Below are 16,392 nucleotides of genomic sequence, written 5' to 3' on the forward strand. Positions count from 1 at the left end.
TTTTTTAGGATTAATATTAAATTATTCAGCACTTAAACTTTCAATCGGATCTAATTTAGCAGCCCGACTTGCAGGTAGCATTGCAGCCAATAGGTTAATAATGATTGCAACTACGATTCCGAAGATTGCGTTACCAGCTGTAATTTGAATAATTGAGTAGTGGATGGCACCACTAGCAGCAGAATTAATTCCCCATTCAATCAAGTAAGCAACGATTGTTGCTGAAATTGATGAGAACAATCCAAGTAGTAATGCTTCACTAAAGAATAGGCCACGAACGTTCCCCTTGGTAACCCCGAGGGCCCGGAGGATCCCAATTTCCTTAGTTCTTTCAGCAACACTGATGTAAAGAACCACGATAATCATGATTGCAGAAACCAATAATGAGATTCCAGCAATTGCAGCTAATACGTTAACTGCTAAGCTAATGTAAGTGTTCAAGGTCGAAACAATCGATCCGGCACCGGTAATTTGGAAGTCCTTCTTACCATTCGAATCCTTCAATGCCTTAATTTTATCTTGAGTTGGTTGTACTTCAGCAACCCCACCCTTGATGTTAGCAGTTACAAAGTTCGTCTTTAAGGTCTGGTTATTATCCTTATAGATACTCTTTAAAGTATCGTAGCTAACTGCGATCACTGGCGAAGCACTATCACTAATTCCACTAACCGTAACCTTTTGACTCATTTGAATTGGTTGACCGTTCTTACCAGTAGCAGCAAATGCAAGGTTAATCTTCTTACCAACTAATGCCTTGTAGTTACTCTGCATCTTTTGTGCAATGCTCTTTGGTAGTAAGACCGTGTTCTTCTTGGTTGGCTTATCACCCTGCTTAATGCTCTTTTCAAGCATCGTTGAGTTATAAGTTTGTAGCACCTGTCCCTGAACGTTCTTATCCTTGTAGGTTAACTGGGGACTAACTGCCATTGAGCCCTTTTCAACTGACTTAACGTTCTTAACATTATCAAGCTTGTCAATATCCTTGCTAGTCACGTTAGATTTTAAAATGGCGGATGCATCAGTGCCACTATCAGCTTTCCCCTTGGTAACCTGAACTGAATTAGGGTTAATTTGATCGTAAATTTGATGATTAATATAACCCTTAATTCCGTTTCCAAGCCCCAACATGAAGATCACACTAAAGATTCCAATCGCACCCCCGAAAATAATCAAGAGGTTTCGCTTCAAATTGTATGTCATTTGTTGGAATGCCATTCTAAATGTGTCTACCATTCTAAGTGGATGCAGCTTCATTCCACTGGATGGTTCGGTTTGGTATGGATCACGAAGTTGCTTATCACTATCGATCTTCCCACTTGCCATGTGCACAATTCTAGTCCCGTAGGCAGCGACCTTATCAGAGTGGGTAACCGTAAGCACTAGTTTCCCTTCGGAAGCAATTTCATCCAATAGCTTTAGGATTTCATCGGTATTTTGAGCATCCAAAGCTCCGGTTGGTTCATCAGCAATAATGATATCTGGATCAGAAGCTAATGCCCGCGCAATTGCGACCCGTTGTTTTTGTCCACCGGATAATTGATTTGGGTGCTTATGAATGTGATCACCTAATCCAACCCGCTTTAATAGGGTTTCTGAACGCTTATTTTGTTCAGCTCTTGATAAATCACTCATTTCAAGGGCGACCCGTACGTTATCCAAAATGGTCATGTGCCCAATCAAGTTAAAGTTTTGGAAGATAAACCCAATTGTTTTACGACGGTATTCATCTAATTGCTTATCAGTATCATGCCTAAGGGAATTTCCGTCTAATAACACGTCCCCTTGGTAGTTACTATCTAGTCCCCCAATAATGTTCATTAAAGTGGATTTACCACCACCTGATTCTCCCAATAGTGAAACAAATTCACCATGGTTAAATTTTAGGCTGATCCCCTTTAAGACTTTAAATTCTTCTTTGCCGAGGTAGTAAGACTTTTGAATATCTTTTAACTCTAGTAAAGCCATTTGTGTTCCCCTCTCAATCTAGTTAATTTTAGAATTGTTTGTTAACTTTGTTTCCAATAGTATATCAGAATCTAATAATAGTTAAAAGTAATTACTAATTTAATTTGTTTAAGAATCCATAAAGAACTAAAAATTAGAATTTATATTTGTAATCATATCCATATCAGTGTACGATATAAAAATCGTGCATTTTACATTCTTTGTATTTTCTACTAACTAGAATTAAAATTAACTATATTAGATAATTGATAAGGAGCGATTAATAATGGAAATCAAGTGGCACTTAGAATCATTTGAACATCTAATGAATGACGAAATTTGGCAAATTTATGCCCGCCGGGTTCAAGTTTTTGTGGTTGAACAAAATCGGGCATTTCAAGAAATTGATAAATTAGACAAACACGCATTTCATTTATGGGCAACCGATGAGAACGATAAGGTCGTTGCATACGCACGAATCTATCGAGAAGAAGACTATATCTCATTCGGCCGGGTCCTAACCACTCCTGATACCCGTGGCACTGGAATGGGTAAGCAGTTAATGGATCACGTAATGAAGGCCATTGCTGACGTCTTCCCCGGTGAACCAGTTAAAATTCATGCTCAGGCTGATAAACAGCATTTCTATGAAAAATTCGGCTTTGTTGCCCACGGTGATGAATACACCCATATTCATACTCCCCACATCTTTATGGTGAAGGAAAAATAATGCTCACTCAATCATGGTTATTCGAATTTAAATTCGAATAACCATTTTTTATTAATAACCGCTCATCATTAATAAATCCGTAAAGATAATCAACCATTGTTGAATTAAATACGAGTATAATTACTTTTAACTATAAATACAAACGACTTTTATTAAACAAAAGTTGATTAAAATGAATGGAGAGTTGATATGCGGGTAAAACATGATTTAAGAATTAAAAAAACGCAATTTGCCATTAAACACGCATTTTGGCAATTAATTATGGAGCAGGGCATATCAAATGTAACCACTAATCAAATCATTGCCACTGCTGGAATTAACCGTACAACCTTTTACAACCACTATGCTAATCAAGCAGAATTGCTATCAAATGTCGAAGATGATTTAATTGCAAAGATTAATCAGCAGGTCAGTGCGTTCCCTAGTGATACTGAAAAATGGAATGATTACCATCAACGGGTCATTAACGCCATTTATAAAAATGGTGCCTATATTAAGGCGTTGATCGATAATAAGGATTCCCGATTCATTCAAAAAGCAACCCATCAAAGTCGTATCTTCATTAGGGAGCAAAATCTTTTAAATCAAATTACCATTCCCGAAAACTACGTTATTGAGGGCCTGTTCGGCCTTGCCAGTACCATTATTTATGAATGGGTAAAGTCTGATTACCGTGAGACCCCTGCTGAGTTTTTTAAAATCTTCGAAAAAATGATTCGACCCATTTTAGTTAGTAACCAAATTATTACCAAGTAGTTAAGATTCACATTATCAATTGGATGAACTGATAGGATAATTGCGGTGCATGATTAGAAGCTACAATAGCATTGCTAAATTCTAATAAAGTTATATAATTAAATTGGTATAGACTTATATTACATTTAATAATGAGGTGTTTCACATGAGTAAAGATGCTACAAACTGGAACCCCAAGACCTTACTACATAGGTTTGCGGTGCTCTCAATTTCTTTGATTATTACGACTGGGACGGCGATCTCCCCTGCACTTCCTGCTATGGAAAAGACATTTAGCAATTATCCCGCTTCATTAGTTGATATGATTGCAACCATCCAACAAATTCCAGCATTTATCGTATTATTGTTTTCATCCAGCATTTCGAAAAAAATTGGGATGAAAAATTCCATTGGAATAGGATTAATCTTAATGGGGGTTTCGGGAGTCTTACCATCCATCATTCCTAACCTCTGGGTCATCCTAGGGCTTAGAATTGTATTTGGGATTGGAATTGGACTCTTCAATTCATTAGTAATTACCATCATCGATGATTTTTATGAGGGCCATGACAAATCCCAAATGCTAGGAATTAGAAGTTCCTTTGAACAAATCGGAATCTGTATTATCAATATTCTGGTTGGATTATTACTAAGCATTAGTTGGCAAGCATCATTTCTTTCATATTCAATGGCGTTTTTAGTCTTAGTAATCTTTTGGTCTATCGTTCCTAACGTTAACCACGAAGAAAATGATAACGATGCGCAAAACAAATCAGCTGACCACCCTAAGGCTAAAATTAATTCACGGGTCATTGGTGCTGCTATAATGTGTTCATTCATGACAATGGGAATGGCCATCGTTAGTGTGTTAGTCCCATCGATTGTTGTAACATTAAAAATTGGAACCGCTCAAGATGGTAGTTTTATCATCACCTTGTTCACACTTGTCAGCATGGTAATGGGCTTTTTGTTCGGTGGATTTGTTAAGGTTTTGGGCAAGTTCGTTTATCCACTCGGCTTACTATGTCTATCAGTTGGAACCATCTTGTTAAACTACTCAGACAGTTTACCAATGATCATCGTTTCAATTGCCATTATCGGTTGTACATTCCCATTAGCCGGTAACTACCTCTTTAGTTTAATTGATGTAATTGCTCCTGCTAACTCAACCGCATTAGCTAATTCCATTCTACTAGTCGGCTGTAATATGGGGACTGCTTTTTCACCATTAATCGTTAAATTTCTGGGTTCGTTCTCCCCAATGGGTGGTAAACAACCTGGAATTGGATTATTTGGTGGCATTATCGGAGCGTTGTTAATTGCAGCAATCGTAGTTCAAATCTTCAATCGAAAGAAACCGGCCATTAAAGTTGATAATCATCACCAAAACCGGTTCTAATCACATTGTGATAATGTGCTAAATAAAAAACCTTCCAATCGGAAGGTTTTTTATTTAGCCTATTTAATTGGTGCCGTCGTCTTTAAGATTTCTGGTTTCCATAACATCAATAGGTACCCATATCCCTGGGCATCAAATGTTAAATCTTCAAACTCACGACCGGTATTGAATGAAATGTAGTTAACGTCTGAAGGTTGCACCGTTCCGGCACTGAGCTTATCCGCTGGAACCGATGTAATAATATCATCAGATACAATGTATAAGCGATTATTAACCGGATTATAGGTTAACCCTTGATTATGGGTCCCACCCCACTTAATCTTTTGTGGGACCGGAGCGAAGTTAACCTGGCCGGTAGTTTCATTTAACTGACCCTTGAATATCTGGTAATTCTTACCTGATTTTCGACCAAAGTAGGCATTCCCATCGTTATCAAACGTTAACGTATGAATAGCGTAATTAACGTTATTGTGCATTAACTGGAAGTTAAACTGCTTAATTGGTTGGAGGGTATTCGCATCTAATTCAGTGATTACATTTGAACCACTAGCTGGTAAATCACCAGAAGTTTCATCTTGTGCTAGGTAGAGGTTCTTAGTCACTGGATTATAAGAAAGGGTCTGCCCATGACCAATATTAATCAACGGACTAATTTGGGCAGCATGTGCAATTGCAGAATACTTAGCAAAATCAACTTGATTTTGACTTAGTTGATCGATTGCCTTTTGGGCATTCACAACCGCTTGATTAGCATCCGTAATCGCTTGTTGATCCTGGACAATCAAGTCCTTTGCATCGTTAACATTCGTAGTGTCAGTATTCCACTTCTTACCAAAACCATTTAAATATTGAGCAAGGTACTTGCTATTAACAGCCCGTTTGCTCTTAATATCATTCTTTTGATTGGTAATCTTAGTTAACTTTTTAGTTAACGGTAGCATTTGTTTTTGGTATTCCTGCTTCGAAATTTTCTTCACTTTGGTCTTGGCATTAGCCTTGCTATCAGTAGTGCTATCCTTTACTGAAGACTTATCAGTCGCACTAGCAGAAGTGGCTTTAGTGTCATCACTCGATGCTGATGCACTGGAAGCACTTGACGAACTATCAGCACTAGCATCGCTATCAGTATCGGAAACAGAAGCAGAAGCACTAGAACCTGCCTTAGCAGCAGCCGCTGAACTACTTACTGCCAATGACTTTGGTGCCTTCCCCTTCAAAGCTGCTTTGAGATCACTCATTGATTGGCGCACTTGTTGTTCATCGGCAGCTAATTTATTCAATCGATCATCATAAACGCTATTTGCAGATTTCATGGTATCAACGAAGTTATCCAACGTGAGTTTTGCTGGCTTAGGCATTGGAGTATTCTTATCAGCCTTTTTAGCAGCCTTATATGCCGTATTTAATTGCGATTGAATCTTCGCAATTTGTTGATTCCCGGCCTTAGTGCTCTTGTCCAACTCAGTTTGATAATCATCAACTTCTTGTTGGTCGCTAGCTAATTGGTCCTGAGCATTTTGAACTTGGTTTTTGGTGTTTTGCAACTGACTGTTGGCATCGTCTAAATATGATTGATAATTTGCATATTGAGATGAATGGTTATTTCCAGATTGTGTATATGGTGAAATATACTTCAGTGCCTTCCAAACCGTATCGATGCCGCTTCCATCGGGGTTTAATACCCCCAGTTGCTGTAAGTCATTTACGTTGTAGCGAACGATAGCTCCCTGGTTCGTCCCAGTCCCCATTGATTCGACCACGTAGATGTTATCACCCACTTGGACTGAACTTTGGTAGTTCCCGTGTTCTGTACTCTTAACGTGGAACCCTTCTGGAAGGTAGTAATAAGTATTAAAAGTCGTGCTGCCATCTTGCGATGTATAACTATCAGCCTTATTTTGGGAGTTCATATCCAAACTGGTGTGCACATACTTGGAAGGTGCGGCGACACTAGGTGGAGTAGTGGCAACCGTTTGTAAGGAATTATCGGCATAGCTACTCATTGCATTGGAAGTGTTATTTTCCTGTTGAATATTCGAATTTGCATTAGGAACACTGTAAAACTGTTCAGCAGCAGATACTCGAACGTTATTCCCAACGTATCCGTAACCAAATGCGAAAATCCCAAGTGAAATTGCAGAAATCGCTCCTAATCTAACCCATTTGTTCATTAATCTTGCTCCTATCTTATCAATAATTCTTAATACATATTTTACAACATCCAATCATAAATATCCTATTTTCCCGCTAAATGTTATAATATGGTAATAATTAACAACGAAAGGAAACATAATGAAAAGCTATCAAAACACCAATGATCAATTTCAAATTGGTCAACAATTTACTTTAAACACGAAGCCAGAATTTGATCGAATGGGGGTCAATGGTGAGGCGGTTGGTTACGTTGACCGGACCCTTGTATTTATTCAAGGCGCCCTCCCAAAAGAGCGGGTCACCATTGAAATTACTAATACTTACCACCATTATTTACGTGCTAAGGTCGTCAATATCGTTACCAAAAGTCCTTACCGGGTCACTCCCCGCGATAACTATGCCGAATCCGTGGGGGGCTTTGAATTAGAAGCAATGGATTATCCAGCCCAATTAAGGTATAAAAAGGAAATCGTTCGGCAATCGCTTTATAAATACCAACCGATTGGCTTTGAACGGTATAAGATTCATAATACTATGGGCATGCAGGATCCCTATGGCTATCGTAACAAGGCCCAGTTTCAGATTCGTGAACGCGATGGTCAGGTAATCGCCGGATTATACAAGACCCGTAGCCATGATCTGGTCGATCTAAAGACCTGTTCCGTTCAATACCCAGTTACGATGAAGGTAATGCGCGCCATCGTAGCAATGATTCAGGAACTCAACATCCCCGTCTATGACGAATCGAACCACTCTGGGATTATCAAGACCGTCGTGGTCAGAGCCGCCTTACACACTGATGATGTGCAAGTCGTTTTCGTCACTAACACTAAGAAATTCGTTAAACAACACCGCATCTTAATGAAAATTGCACTCCAATTACCAGAAGTCACATCGGTCATGCAAAACATCAATCCCGGTGATACGCCACTTATCTGGGGCGATGAAACCATTCTATTAGCCGGTAAACCATTCATCGTAGAAAAAATTGGTGGATTAGAGTTTGAACTATCGGCACGCGCCTTTTTACAATTAAACTCCTTTATGACTCCCCAGTTATATGAGGTGGCCATTAACGCCTTGGACCTTGATGGAAACGAACGGTTAGTGGATGCTTATTCCGGAGTCGGTACGATTGGATTACCACTAGCCAAGTACGTTCAGGAAGTTCGTGGAATGGATACGATTGCAGAAGCCGTCGAAGATGCAAATCAAAATGCTGAAATCAACGGAATCCGAAATGCGCAATACTTCGTGGGAAAGGCGGAAGAATTAATTCCTGAATGGATTGATTCGGGTTGGCGACCAGACGCATTAATCGTTGATCCACCAAGAACCGGATTAGCAGAACCATTAATTGATGCGATTTTAGATGTGGCTCCCGAAAAATTCGTCTACGTCTCCTGTAATCCCGCCACGTTAGCTCGCGACTTAGTCGATTTAACCCGCCGGTATCGGGTTGATTTTATCCAACCAATCGATATGATGCCACAAACCGCCCGGGTCGAAGCTGTCGTTAAGTTCACCCGAAAGTAAGCACAATGTTTTTAAAATGGTTTAATAAGTGTTAAGCTATCTTAATAGACTATTAAGGAAAGCAGTGAATTAAATTGCAGAACCCGTTTGGGAATGGAATGATTCCAATTCCACCTAATTATGCAACTTTTAAAAATCCAAAAACTGGTGAACTCAAACTAAGCAAGGTCGGTTTTTCTTATACCTCATTAGTTTTCGGGTTCATTCCCGCAATCTTTCGAAGTGATTGGTACAACTTCTTTTGTATGCTTGGGATTAATTTCTCAATTTCAATGTTGGTATAAGCTATTATGGGTTCACCACTTGGTGTGGTTTATGAATATACAGAAGCTGCCACCAGAATCATTTGGGGATTCATGTATAATTTAATGTACTGTCGACACCTCTCAAACATCGGGTTTGTGCCTACGGATGAGCGCTCAAGAAACCTACTAATCAAACACAAATATATTAAAGCTTAACATTAAAATACGGACACCAGTAATTCTGGTGTCCGTATTTTTTAATCACTACTGATTAACGTTTGATTTCTACTCGAATATCAACGCCTTCATTGGGGTTCAGTTGTTCTTTATACGTAAAGTTAGCTTCTTGGAAGTACTTCTTAACTTCGGCGTTAACCTCTTCCAATGGCCGCCGATCATTATCTTGACGGTGTAATACTAAGGTATATTCCTTATTATCATCATCAGTATTTTCAAAATCATATAACACGTCAACCGTGTTTAAAATTTCTTGAATTAATTTCCGTTCTGAATTTTCCATAATCAATACCCTCTCAATAAATGATGTACCTATATTTTAGACTGTTAGAAAGGATTTATAAAGTAAAATGCATTCATTAGACTAATGATTGGTCGTTCTTACTTACAAACTGACCGTGGCCATCAACAATCTGATAATTACGATCCACATATTTGATTAACCGGGAATCATGGGTAATTAATAAAACCGTCTTATTTTGGTGATGCGCAATTTTTTGAAAAATTTCCATAATTTGCACGGCCCGCTTACCATCTAGAGCTGCTGTAGGTTCATCCGCTAAAATAATGCTTGGGTTTGGGTACATCGCCCTAGCAATGGCCACCCGTTGTTGCTGTCCACCTGATAACTGGTCTGGATAATCATTCATTAAATCACCAATTGCTAACGCACTACATAACTCCTTAAATTCAGCTGGCGCTAAATTATGCTTTGGCTTAACCCGACCCACCAGTTCAAATTGTTCGCGGACGGTTAAGTACGGGACTAAGTTATATGATTGAAGAATAAAGCCCAATTGATCTAAACGAAATTGACTTTGGTGTGCACGGGTCATTTGATTATAATTTTGCCCATTAATCGTTAACTCACCACTAGTTGGTGATAAGATGCCACCAATGAGCTTTAAAAAGGTACTTTTCCCAGATCCAGACGGTCCGGTAATGGACACTAATTCACCCGCATCCGCAGTAAAGTTAATTCCACTCAGGGCCTTAGTTTCACTAGCCCCCCTACCGTAAATTTTTTCAATTTGGTCTAATTTAATCGTTTCCATTTGTTAACCCCCAATTACCGTTGCCGGATCAATTTTAGCAACCGTGCGCATTGGAATTATGGCCCCTAATATGGTAATGATTACCATTAACAGTGAAATCAATCCCAACAAGCCTAAATTAAATTGAATCGGAACGCTAGTGGGAATCGATAATGCAGTCATAAATGTCAGGGCTCCGCTAATCACAATTCCAGTAATTGCTAATGCTAACGCTTGCCCTACAATACTCTTAAATAGGTACCAATTACTAATTCCTTGTACCTTCATTACCGCTAAAAACGGAATCTTTTGAATTGTTAATACGTATAGGAAGATGGCAACGATGAACAACGTAATTACCAATAAAAAGCCAATCATAAAGTTGAAAGTATTATTCTGAGCGGTATAACCAGGTAATTTATTAATAAATTGATCCATCCGCATTACCTGGGTTCCGCTTGCAGCCACTCCGCTAAAGTGATGCTTCAAAACAATTGCACTAACAGTAGGTGTTTGCTTACCGAACTTCAGTTTTTGAACCATCTTCGTTGAACCGTAAATAACCGGTGCAACGCTTAACTTTGCATTCTTAGTCATTCCTACGATTTGGAATTTTTTGGTGTGATTGGCAATTCGAATCCATTCACCAACATGATAGCCATTCGCCTTGATTAAGCTATCATCGACCACAATTTGATGGTCATTCGCAAACCGGTGTCCCGATTCAACTTTTAAATTCCGGTAAATCGGTTGGTCCATGTTAATTCCCAACACTTGGACCCCCAATTTAGCACCATTCTTATTCTTAGCAACGTTGGCGTTCAGCTGAACCAGTGTTGATTCATCGTTAACGCCCTTAAAGTGAGCCACCTGGTTGCTGGTTAGATTCGATTGAGTCAATGAGCCGTTTGCATCATCATTTAACACAATTTGTTGGGCATCCCAAGAATCAATCGCTAAGCGATTTGATGAGGATAATCCATTCGCTAACCCCGTTAATACAAAAATTAAGTATGCGATTAATAATAAAACGAACGTAATCAGGCCATAACGTAATTTATACTTTTTAACTTCCCTTAATCCTAAAAACATCTTAATGCACCTCTTCAAGCAATCCTTGATTCATAATCTGCAACATTGTTTTTAGATCCGCCAATTCAGTCTTACGATCAGCCCCCATTAAAATGGCTCTGATCGTGTTGTGGCTAGCAGCTGTGGCCGCTTTATAAATCACTGCGGCCACGTTTGAATTCGATAATAACTGCCCGTTGACCCATAGCGGTAACTGCTCCGGATTAAAATGATGGTAGTCCACTACCGGACGCTTAATTTCATATTGATTGTATTCAACATATAGCCGATAAAAATCAAGGTACTTAGATTGGCTAATGCGCTTAATGAAATCAGTTGTGGCAGCATTAAAACTAGTTAGTGTGTTCTGATGGTTCTCCCTAATCCTACTAAACACATCAAAGTGCACTTTATCTAACACCCGCTTTAAAGTGTAGTGATAGCTATCAGTTAAATCTGCAAAATACTTATAAAAGGATCCGCGCGCAATTCCGCAATCCTTAATGATCCGCGCCACCTGAGCATCAGGTAGTTTATAGTGCGAAAATTCATTTAACAGTGCATTCAAAATGATTTCCCGTTTATCTGGTTTTAAATTTTCAAATGTTTTAGTCGGCATATTATCCACGCTCCTATTCGATGACACCGTGTCATAATTGATTGATTGTAGTTTAACATTAAGATGACACCGTGTCAATCAGTAGCTTTTTGAATTCACAAATAATATTAGTATCTTATTTCAGATATTTCTTTTAGAATAGAAGTAGGATAATCTAGCTAATAATATGAAAGAGTGAGTAATAATGACAGACAATAAACGGTTATTGAACATTAAAAACGGTTATAATTTCCGTGATATCGGTGGTTACCCCACTAGTGATGGTCGCACTACCAAGTGGCATAAAATCATTCGTTCTGGAAACCTAGCCGAATTAGATTCAAATGATCAAGCATACTTAAAAAATTACGGGGTCACTAACGACATCGATCTCAGATCGAAAATGGAACGTGATTCGGAGCCGGACTTACTACCGGATGGCATTAAATATTCCAAGAACCCCATCTTTGAACAAAAACAACGGCGAACAGCAGACGTAATGAAGAAGCTATACTCCACTGATCCGACGGTTGGTAAATTACACATGCAGCATGTTTATGAAGACCTCATCGAAAACCCAATTGCTCGCGATTCATACCGCCGTCTCTTTCAAATCCTCCTAAAAGATCCTGGTGAAAGTTCATTAATTCACTGTTCACAAGGTAAGGATCGGACTGGGATGGGAATCGTGATGCTAATGTTCGTATTAGGAGTTGATGAAAAAGACATCCAAGCTGATTACCTTGAATCAGCTAAGCAAATGGTTCCATACGTTCAAAAGAAAGTGAAGGAATATGAACGTTACAATATTAATAATATTTGTAAGGAAAATATAAAGTCCCTTTACACCGTTTCCATTGATTATTACAATGCTGCTATGGATAAAATCAAGGAACTATACGGTAATATGAATAACTTTATCCATGAATATCTACAATTAAGTGATTCAGACATTCAAAAACTCAGGGATAAATACCTGACTAATAGCTAAAATATTTGGAGGAACACAATGGCAAAACACAGTAAATTACCACTAATTTTAGGAATTCCCATCGCAGCTGCTGCTGGGACATTCGCACTTAGTGAATACTTCTTTCGTATGGGAATGAATCGGCGGACTAAAAAGCCGAAGCCATCTAAAACTTTGCTCCCATACGCTAAGGAATACTACCAATGTCTGAATTGGTACAATAACATCCACAAGGAAGTTTGGCGAAATACTGATTCAGAAACGGATGAGGTCATGGTTGCAGACTTTATTCCAAATGAAACCCCTACCAATAAAACCGTTATCATCGCTCACGGTTATAACGGCACTAGGGAAACAATGTCTGCTTACGCTAAGATGTACTATGAAATGGGCTTTAATGTAATGCTTCCTGATGACCGGGGGCACGGTGAAAGTGCTGGTAAGTACGTCAGCTTTGGGTGGTTAGACCAAAAGGACTACCTGGCCTGGATTGATCGGGTCATTAAACGGGTGGGGCCTGATAGTCGCATTTTACTATTTGGAGTCAGCATGGGAGCTGGAATCGTTTCCATGTTAAGTGGTGACGACTTACCACCACAAGTGGAGGCCATCATTGCAGATTGTGGTTATTCTAGTGTGTCTGCGGAATTAAAGTACCTATTACAATACCGCTATAACCTACCAGAATATCCGTTTGAAGCACTGGTCAGTTCAATTAACAAGCGGCGATTAGGCTACTACTTAAATGATGCCTCGACAACAAAACAGTTACAAAAGAACCACCTGCCGATTTTAATTATTCATGGGAGCGAGGACACATACGTTCCTACGTTTATGGCCTACGAAAATTACCGGGCATCTGATTCACCAAAACAACTATGGATCGTTAAGGGTGCTAAGCATGCCGAAAGTTTTTGGAAGAAACCGGTCGAGTATCGACAACGGGTAAGTGACTTTTTAAAAACCTACTTCAATTAAAAAAACCTCCATCGGTTCGACAGCAATGTCCAATCGATGGAGGTTTTTTCATATCATCATGACCACTATTTTTATTTCTTGATTTTTTGACTAACTAATCCAATCACTGCTGGTAATAGTGATACGGCAACAATCCCTAAAACGACTGCAGAAAAATGTTCTTGAATAAATGGAATGTTCCCAAAGAAGTAACCAGCACCACAACAAATCAGGACCCACGCAATTCCTGAAGTAACATTATAGAAGATAAATTTTTTATAATTCATTTTCCCAGTTGCAGCGATAAATGGCACTAGGGTTCTAAGAATTGGCATGAACCGAGCTAAAAAAATAGCTACGGGACCATGTTTTTCAAAAAATTGCCGCGTCTTATTAAGATGCTCTGGTTTGATGATTTTTTGGACCCATTTATGTTCCAGTAGTTTGAGGCCCACTTTTTCACCCACCCAAAAATTAATGGAGTCCCCGGCAATCGCAGCAACCAGAAACAATCCGATAAACACCCAGATGTTTAATGAATAGCTAGCGTTAGCAGCTAATGCTGCGGCTGCAAATAGTAACGAATCACCAGGTAAAAAGGGCATAATTACCGCACCGGTTTCCAATAAAATTACGATAAAAAGGATTAGGTAAGTCCAAGCCCCAAACGTATTCACGATATCAATAATGTACTTATCAATATTTAAAATAAAATCAATTAAAGTTCCCAAAGTATTTACCCCTCATAAATTAGTATTTATATTTTAGCAGAAATCCAATCGTAATCATTCTGTTTAGAATTTAATTTATGAAAAAACAATAAATAGACTTAAAATATAATCATATATTGAGTTATCCCATGTGAGAATGGGGCTTTAATAACGTTAGGCGCTTAACAACCACTAGTGAAATAGTGCAAAAGTAGTTAACAAATTAAACTGGGGAGCTCTTTAATTTCCTCAATCAAAATTGAGGTACTTTAGTTCAATCCATTAATTAATATTTTCATGGTAGGTCTTCTTAGCAAGCAAATCACCAATGATTTGGATAATAAAGACGATAATCAAAATGATGATCATTGACATGATCGTAACATCATTTTCAAATCTTTGGTAACCGGTCATGATGGCTAAGTTACCTAAACCACCACCACCAACGGTTCCGGCCATTGCAGTTAAACCAATCAAGCTAATTAAAGTCACTACTGATGATCTAATGATTGCTGGCAGCCCTTCCTTTAAATAGACCCGAAAAATAATTGCTAAATTGCTGGACCCCATTGCTTGGGCCGCTTCAATAATTCCCTCATCAACATCCAAAAGCGCATTTTGAACTTGCCGGGCGTAAAAGGGGGTCGTCGATACGATCAACGGCACAATCGCAGCAATCGTTCCAATACTGGTTCCGACAATTAGCCTAGTTACCGGTGCAATCACCGCAAGTAAAATGATAAACGGAATCGATCGGAACAGGTTTACAATTTTATCCAAAATGGTGTAAAACGCTGATTGCTGGGCAATCCCATCGGGACCGGTAATTACTAATAACACCCCAATCAAGATTCCAAAAGCTCCGGCAATTAACGCCGTAATCGCCGTCATATAAATGGTTTCCCACGTTGCTTGAACAAAGCTCTGAATCGAGTTAGCAACATTTGGAAAGTACTGACTAAATAATCCCATCTATGCTTCCTCCCTTTCTTCCAACGCTTCTTGTTCCCGGACCCTTGCTAAGTCAATATCATGAACATGAATTTGATTAGCATGGAGGTACTCCTTAGCTTGAGCAATTTCAGCATCAGTTCCACTAAGGGTCACAATTAAATGTCCCAATGGCACACCTTGAATGAACTCTACGTTCCCAAAAATAATGTTGGCGGTAACGTTAAACTTCTCAAATAGTTCAATAATGACCGGATTATTGGTATTATCACCCAGGTATTGAAGCTCAACTAAGCGCCGATTATCGTAGTTAACAAAGGCTTCTTGATGACTCAAGACCCGTAATGCGGGTTTGATTTGATTCGTGGTTTCAATAAAGTCCCGCGTCAAATCGTTCTTAGGCGCACTGAAGATGTCCAGGAGGCTGCCCTCTTCAACGACCTTTCCGGTATCCATTACCGCAACCTTATTACATACTGACTTAACGGCATCCATTTCGTGGGTAATCAATAAGATCGTTAGATTTAGTTCCTGATTTAGTTTATGCAACAACCTAAGAATTGATTGGGTCGTCTTAGGATCCAACGCACTGGTGGCTTCATCACTAATTAGAATTTCTGGATCACTTGCCAGGGCCCTAGCAATTGCGACCCGTTGCTTTTGCCCACCAGATAGTTGAGAAGGATAGTAATCCTTCTTTTCAAACAACCCGACTAGTTTGAGTAGCTTGGTCACCTTTGCTTGTCGATCATGCTTACTAACCTTGGTTCCCAATAGTGGATACTCAACATTATTAAAAATGGTCCGGGCATTCATTAAATTAAAGTGTTGAAAAATAATGCCAATCTTACGTCTAACTTGTCTTAACTTAGCCCCATTGAATTTTTCAATATTTTGGCCATTGATGATCACTTCGCCAGCTGTGGGTTCTTGAAGCCGGTTCACAACCCGAACGAGCGTACTTTTACCAGCACCGGAATAACCAACAATTCCAAAAATATCTCCCTTTTCAATCGATAGCGACACGTCAGAAACGGCTTTAATGGATTGCTTTTTTTGTTTAAACGTTACGTCAATGTGTTTTAACTCCACTTGAGCCATCATGAATTCCCCCTCAATTA

The 16,392-nt window shown here is 39.1% G+C and carries 15 protein-coding genes; 6 read left to right on the forward strand and 9 right to left on the reverse strand.

The features are described from left to right. Positions 1 to 21: 21 nt before the first annotated feature. Positions 22 to 1,965: an ABC transporter ATP-binding protein/permease gene (locus MOO44_RS02810; protein WP_260116910.1), complete on the reverse strand. Its 1,944-nt coding sequence runs from the start codon at positions 1,963 to 1,965 to the stop codon at positions 22 to 24. Positions 1,966 to 2,230: 265 nt separating this feature from the next. Between MOO44_RS02810 and MOO44_RS02815 the strand changes: the two genes are divergently transcribed. From MOO44_RS02815 to MOO44_RS02825, 3 genes are all read left to right on the forward strand, one after another. Next, entirely contained in the window at positions 2,231 to 2,674 is a 444-nt protein-coding gene (locus MOO44_RS02815; protein ID WP_260116911.1) for a GNAT family N-acetyltransferase, read from the forward strand. Positions 2,675 to 2,863: 189 nt separating this feature from the next. Beyond that, complete coding sequence (locus tag MOO44_RS02820; protein WP_260116912.1) at positions 2,864 to 3,430, forward strand: TetR/AcrR family transcriptional regulator; 567 nt, start codon at positions 2,864 to 2,866, stop codon at positions 3,428 to 3,430. 145 nt (positions 3,431 to 3,575) lie between these two features. Further along, positions 3,576 to 4,808, forward strand: coding sequence for an MFS transporter (locus MOO44_RS02825; RefSeq protein ID WP_260116913.1), 1,233 nt, complete (start codon positions 3,576 to 3,578; stop codon positions 4,806 to 4,808). Between the two features lie 59 nt (positions 4,809 to 4,867). Here MOO44_RS02825 and MOO44_RS02830 read toward each other — a convergent pair whose 3' ends face one another. Next, positions 4,868 to 6,979 (reverse strand): hypothetical protein, encoded by a 2,112-nt coding sequence (locus MOO44_RS02830; protein ID WP_260116914.1) that lies wholly within the window; start codon positions 6,977 to 6,979, stop codon positions 4,868 to 4,870. Positions 6,980 to 7,100: 121 nt separating this feature from the next. On the opposite strand from MOO44_RS02830, the gene rlmD reads away from it, so the two are divergent. After that, on the forward strand, positions 7,101 to 8,498 hold the full coding sequence (gene rlmD / locus MOO44_RS02835) for a 23S rRNA (uracil(1939)-C(5))-methyltransferase RlmD (protein ID WP_260116915.1): 1,398 nt from the start codon (positions 7,101 to 7,103) through the stop codon (positions 8,496 to 8,498). Positions 8,499 to 9,014: 516 nt separating this feature from the next. Here the strand turns inward: rlmD and MOO44_RS02840 are convergent. The 4 genes from MOO44_RS02840 to MOO44_RS02855 all read right to left on the reverse strand — a co-directional run bounded on the left by MOO44_RS02840 (position 9,015) and on the right by MOO44_RS02855 (position 11,704). Then, positions 9,015 to 9,263, reverse strand: a complete 249-nt coding sequence (locus MOO44_RS02840) for a hypothetical protein (RefSeq protein ID WP_260116916.1) — start codon at positions 9,261 to 9,263, stop codon at positions 9,015 to 9,017. A gap of 76 nt (positions 9,264 to 9,339) precedes the next feature. Next, positions 9,340 to 10,035 (reverse strand): ABC transporter ATP-binding protein, encoded by a 696-nt coding sequence (locus MOO44_RS02845; RefSeq protein ID WP_260116917.1) that lies wholly within the window; start codon positions 10,033 to 10,035, stop codon positions 9,340 to 9,342. 3 nt (positions 10,036 to 10,038) lie between these two features. Further along, positions 10,039 to 11,106 (reverse strand): ABC transporter permease, encoded by a 1,068-nt coding sequence (locus MOO44_RS02850; protein ID WP_260116918.1) that lies wholly within the window; start codon positions 11,104 to 11,106, stop codon positions 10,039 to 10,041. Position 11,107: 1 nt separating this feature from the next. Continuing rightward, positions 11,108 to 11,704, reverse strand: a complete 597-nt coding sequence (locus MOO44_RS02855; protein WP_260116919.1) for a TetR/AcrR family transcriptional regulator — start codon at positions 11,702 to 11,704, stop codon at positions 11,108 to 11,110. Between the two features lie 184 nt (positions 11,705 to 11,888). On the opposite strand from MOO44_RS02855, the gene MOO44_RS02860 reads away from it, so the two are divergent. Together MOO44_RS02860 and MOO44_RS02865 are read left to right on the forward strand one after the other, a co-directional pair. After that, the gene (locus MOO44_RS02860; protein WP_260116920.1) at positions 11,889 to 12,674 is read left to right on the forward strand and encodes a tyrosine-protein phosphatase; all 786 of its coding nucleotides are present in this window, start codon (positions 11,889 to 11,891) and stop codon (positions 12,672 to 12,674) included. 18 nt (positions 12,675 to 12,692) lie between these two features. Continuing rightward, positions 12,693 to 13,631, forward strand: coding sequence for an alpha/beta hydrolase (locus tag MOO44_RS02865; protein ID WP_260116921.1), 939 nt, complete (start codon positions 12,693 to 12,695; stop codon positions 13,629 to 13,631). A 71-nt stretch (positions 13,632 to 13,702) separates the two neighbouring features. On the opposite strand, the gene MOO44_RS02870 is transcribed toward MOO44_RS02865, so the two are convergent. The 3 genes from MOO44_RS02870 to MOO44_RS02880 all read right to left on the reverse strand — a co-directional run bounded on the left by MOO44_RS02870 (position 13,703) and on the right by MOO44_RS02880 (position 16,375). Beyond that, a complete protein-coding gene (locus tag MOO44_RS02870; RefSeq protein ID WP_260116922.1) occupies positions 13,703 to 14,341 on the reverse strand; it encodes a VTT domain-containing protein in 639 nt (212 codons plus the stop codon). 261 nt (positions 14,342 to 14,602) lie between these two features. Continuing rightward, positions 14,603 to 15,292 carry a methionine ABC transporter permease gene (locus MOO44_RS02875; protein ID WP_260116923.1) on the reverse strand — a complete coding sequence of 230 codons (690 nt, stop codon included), beginning with the start codon at positions 15,290 to 15,292 and terminating at the stop codon, positions 14,603 to 14,605. Beyond that, positions 15,293 to 16,375 (reverse strand): methionine ABC transporter ATP-binding protein, encoded by a 1,083-nt coding sequence (locus MOO44_RS02880; RefSeq protein ID WP_260116924.1) that lies wholly within the window; start codon positions 16,373 to 16,375, stop codon positions 15,293 to 15,295. Positions 16,376 to 16,392 lie beyond the last annotated feature (17 nt).

Origin of the sequence: Nicoliella spurrieriana (assembly GCF_023380205.1) — a bacterium.
GTDB lineage: Bacteria > Bacillota > Bacilli > Lactobacillales > Lactobacillaceae > Nicoliella > Nicoliella spurrieriana.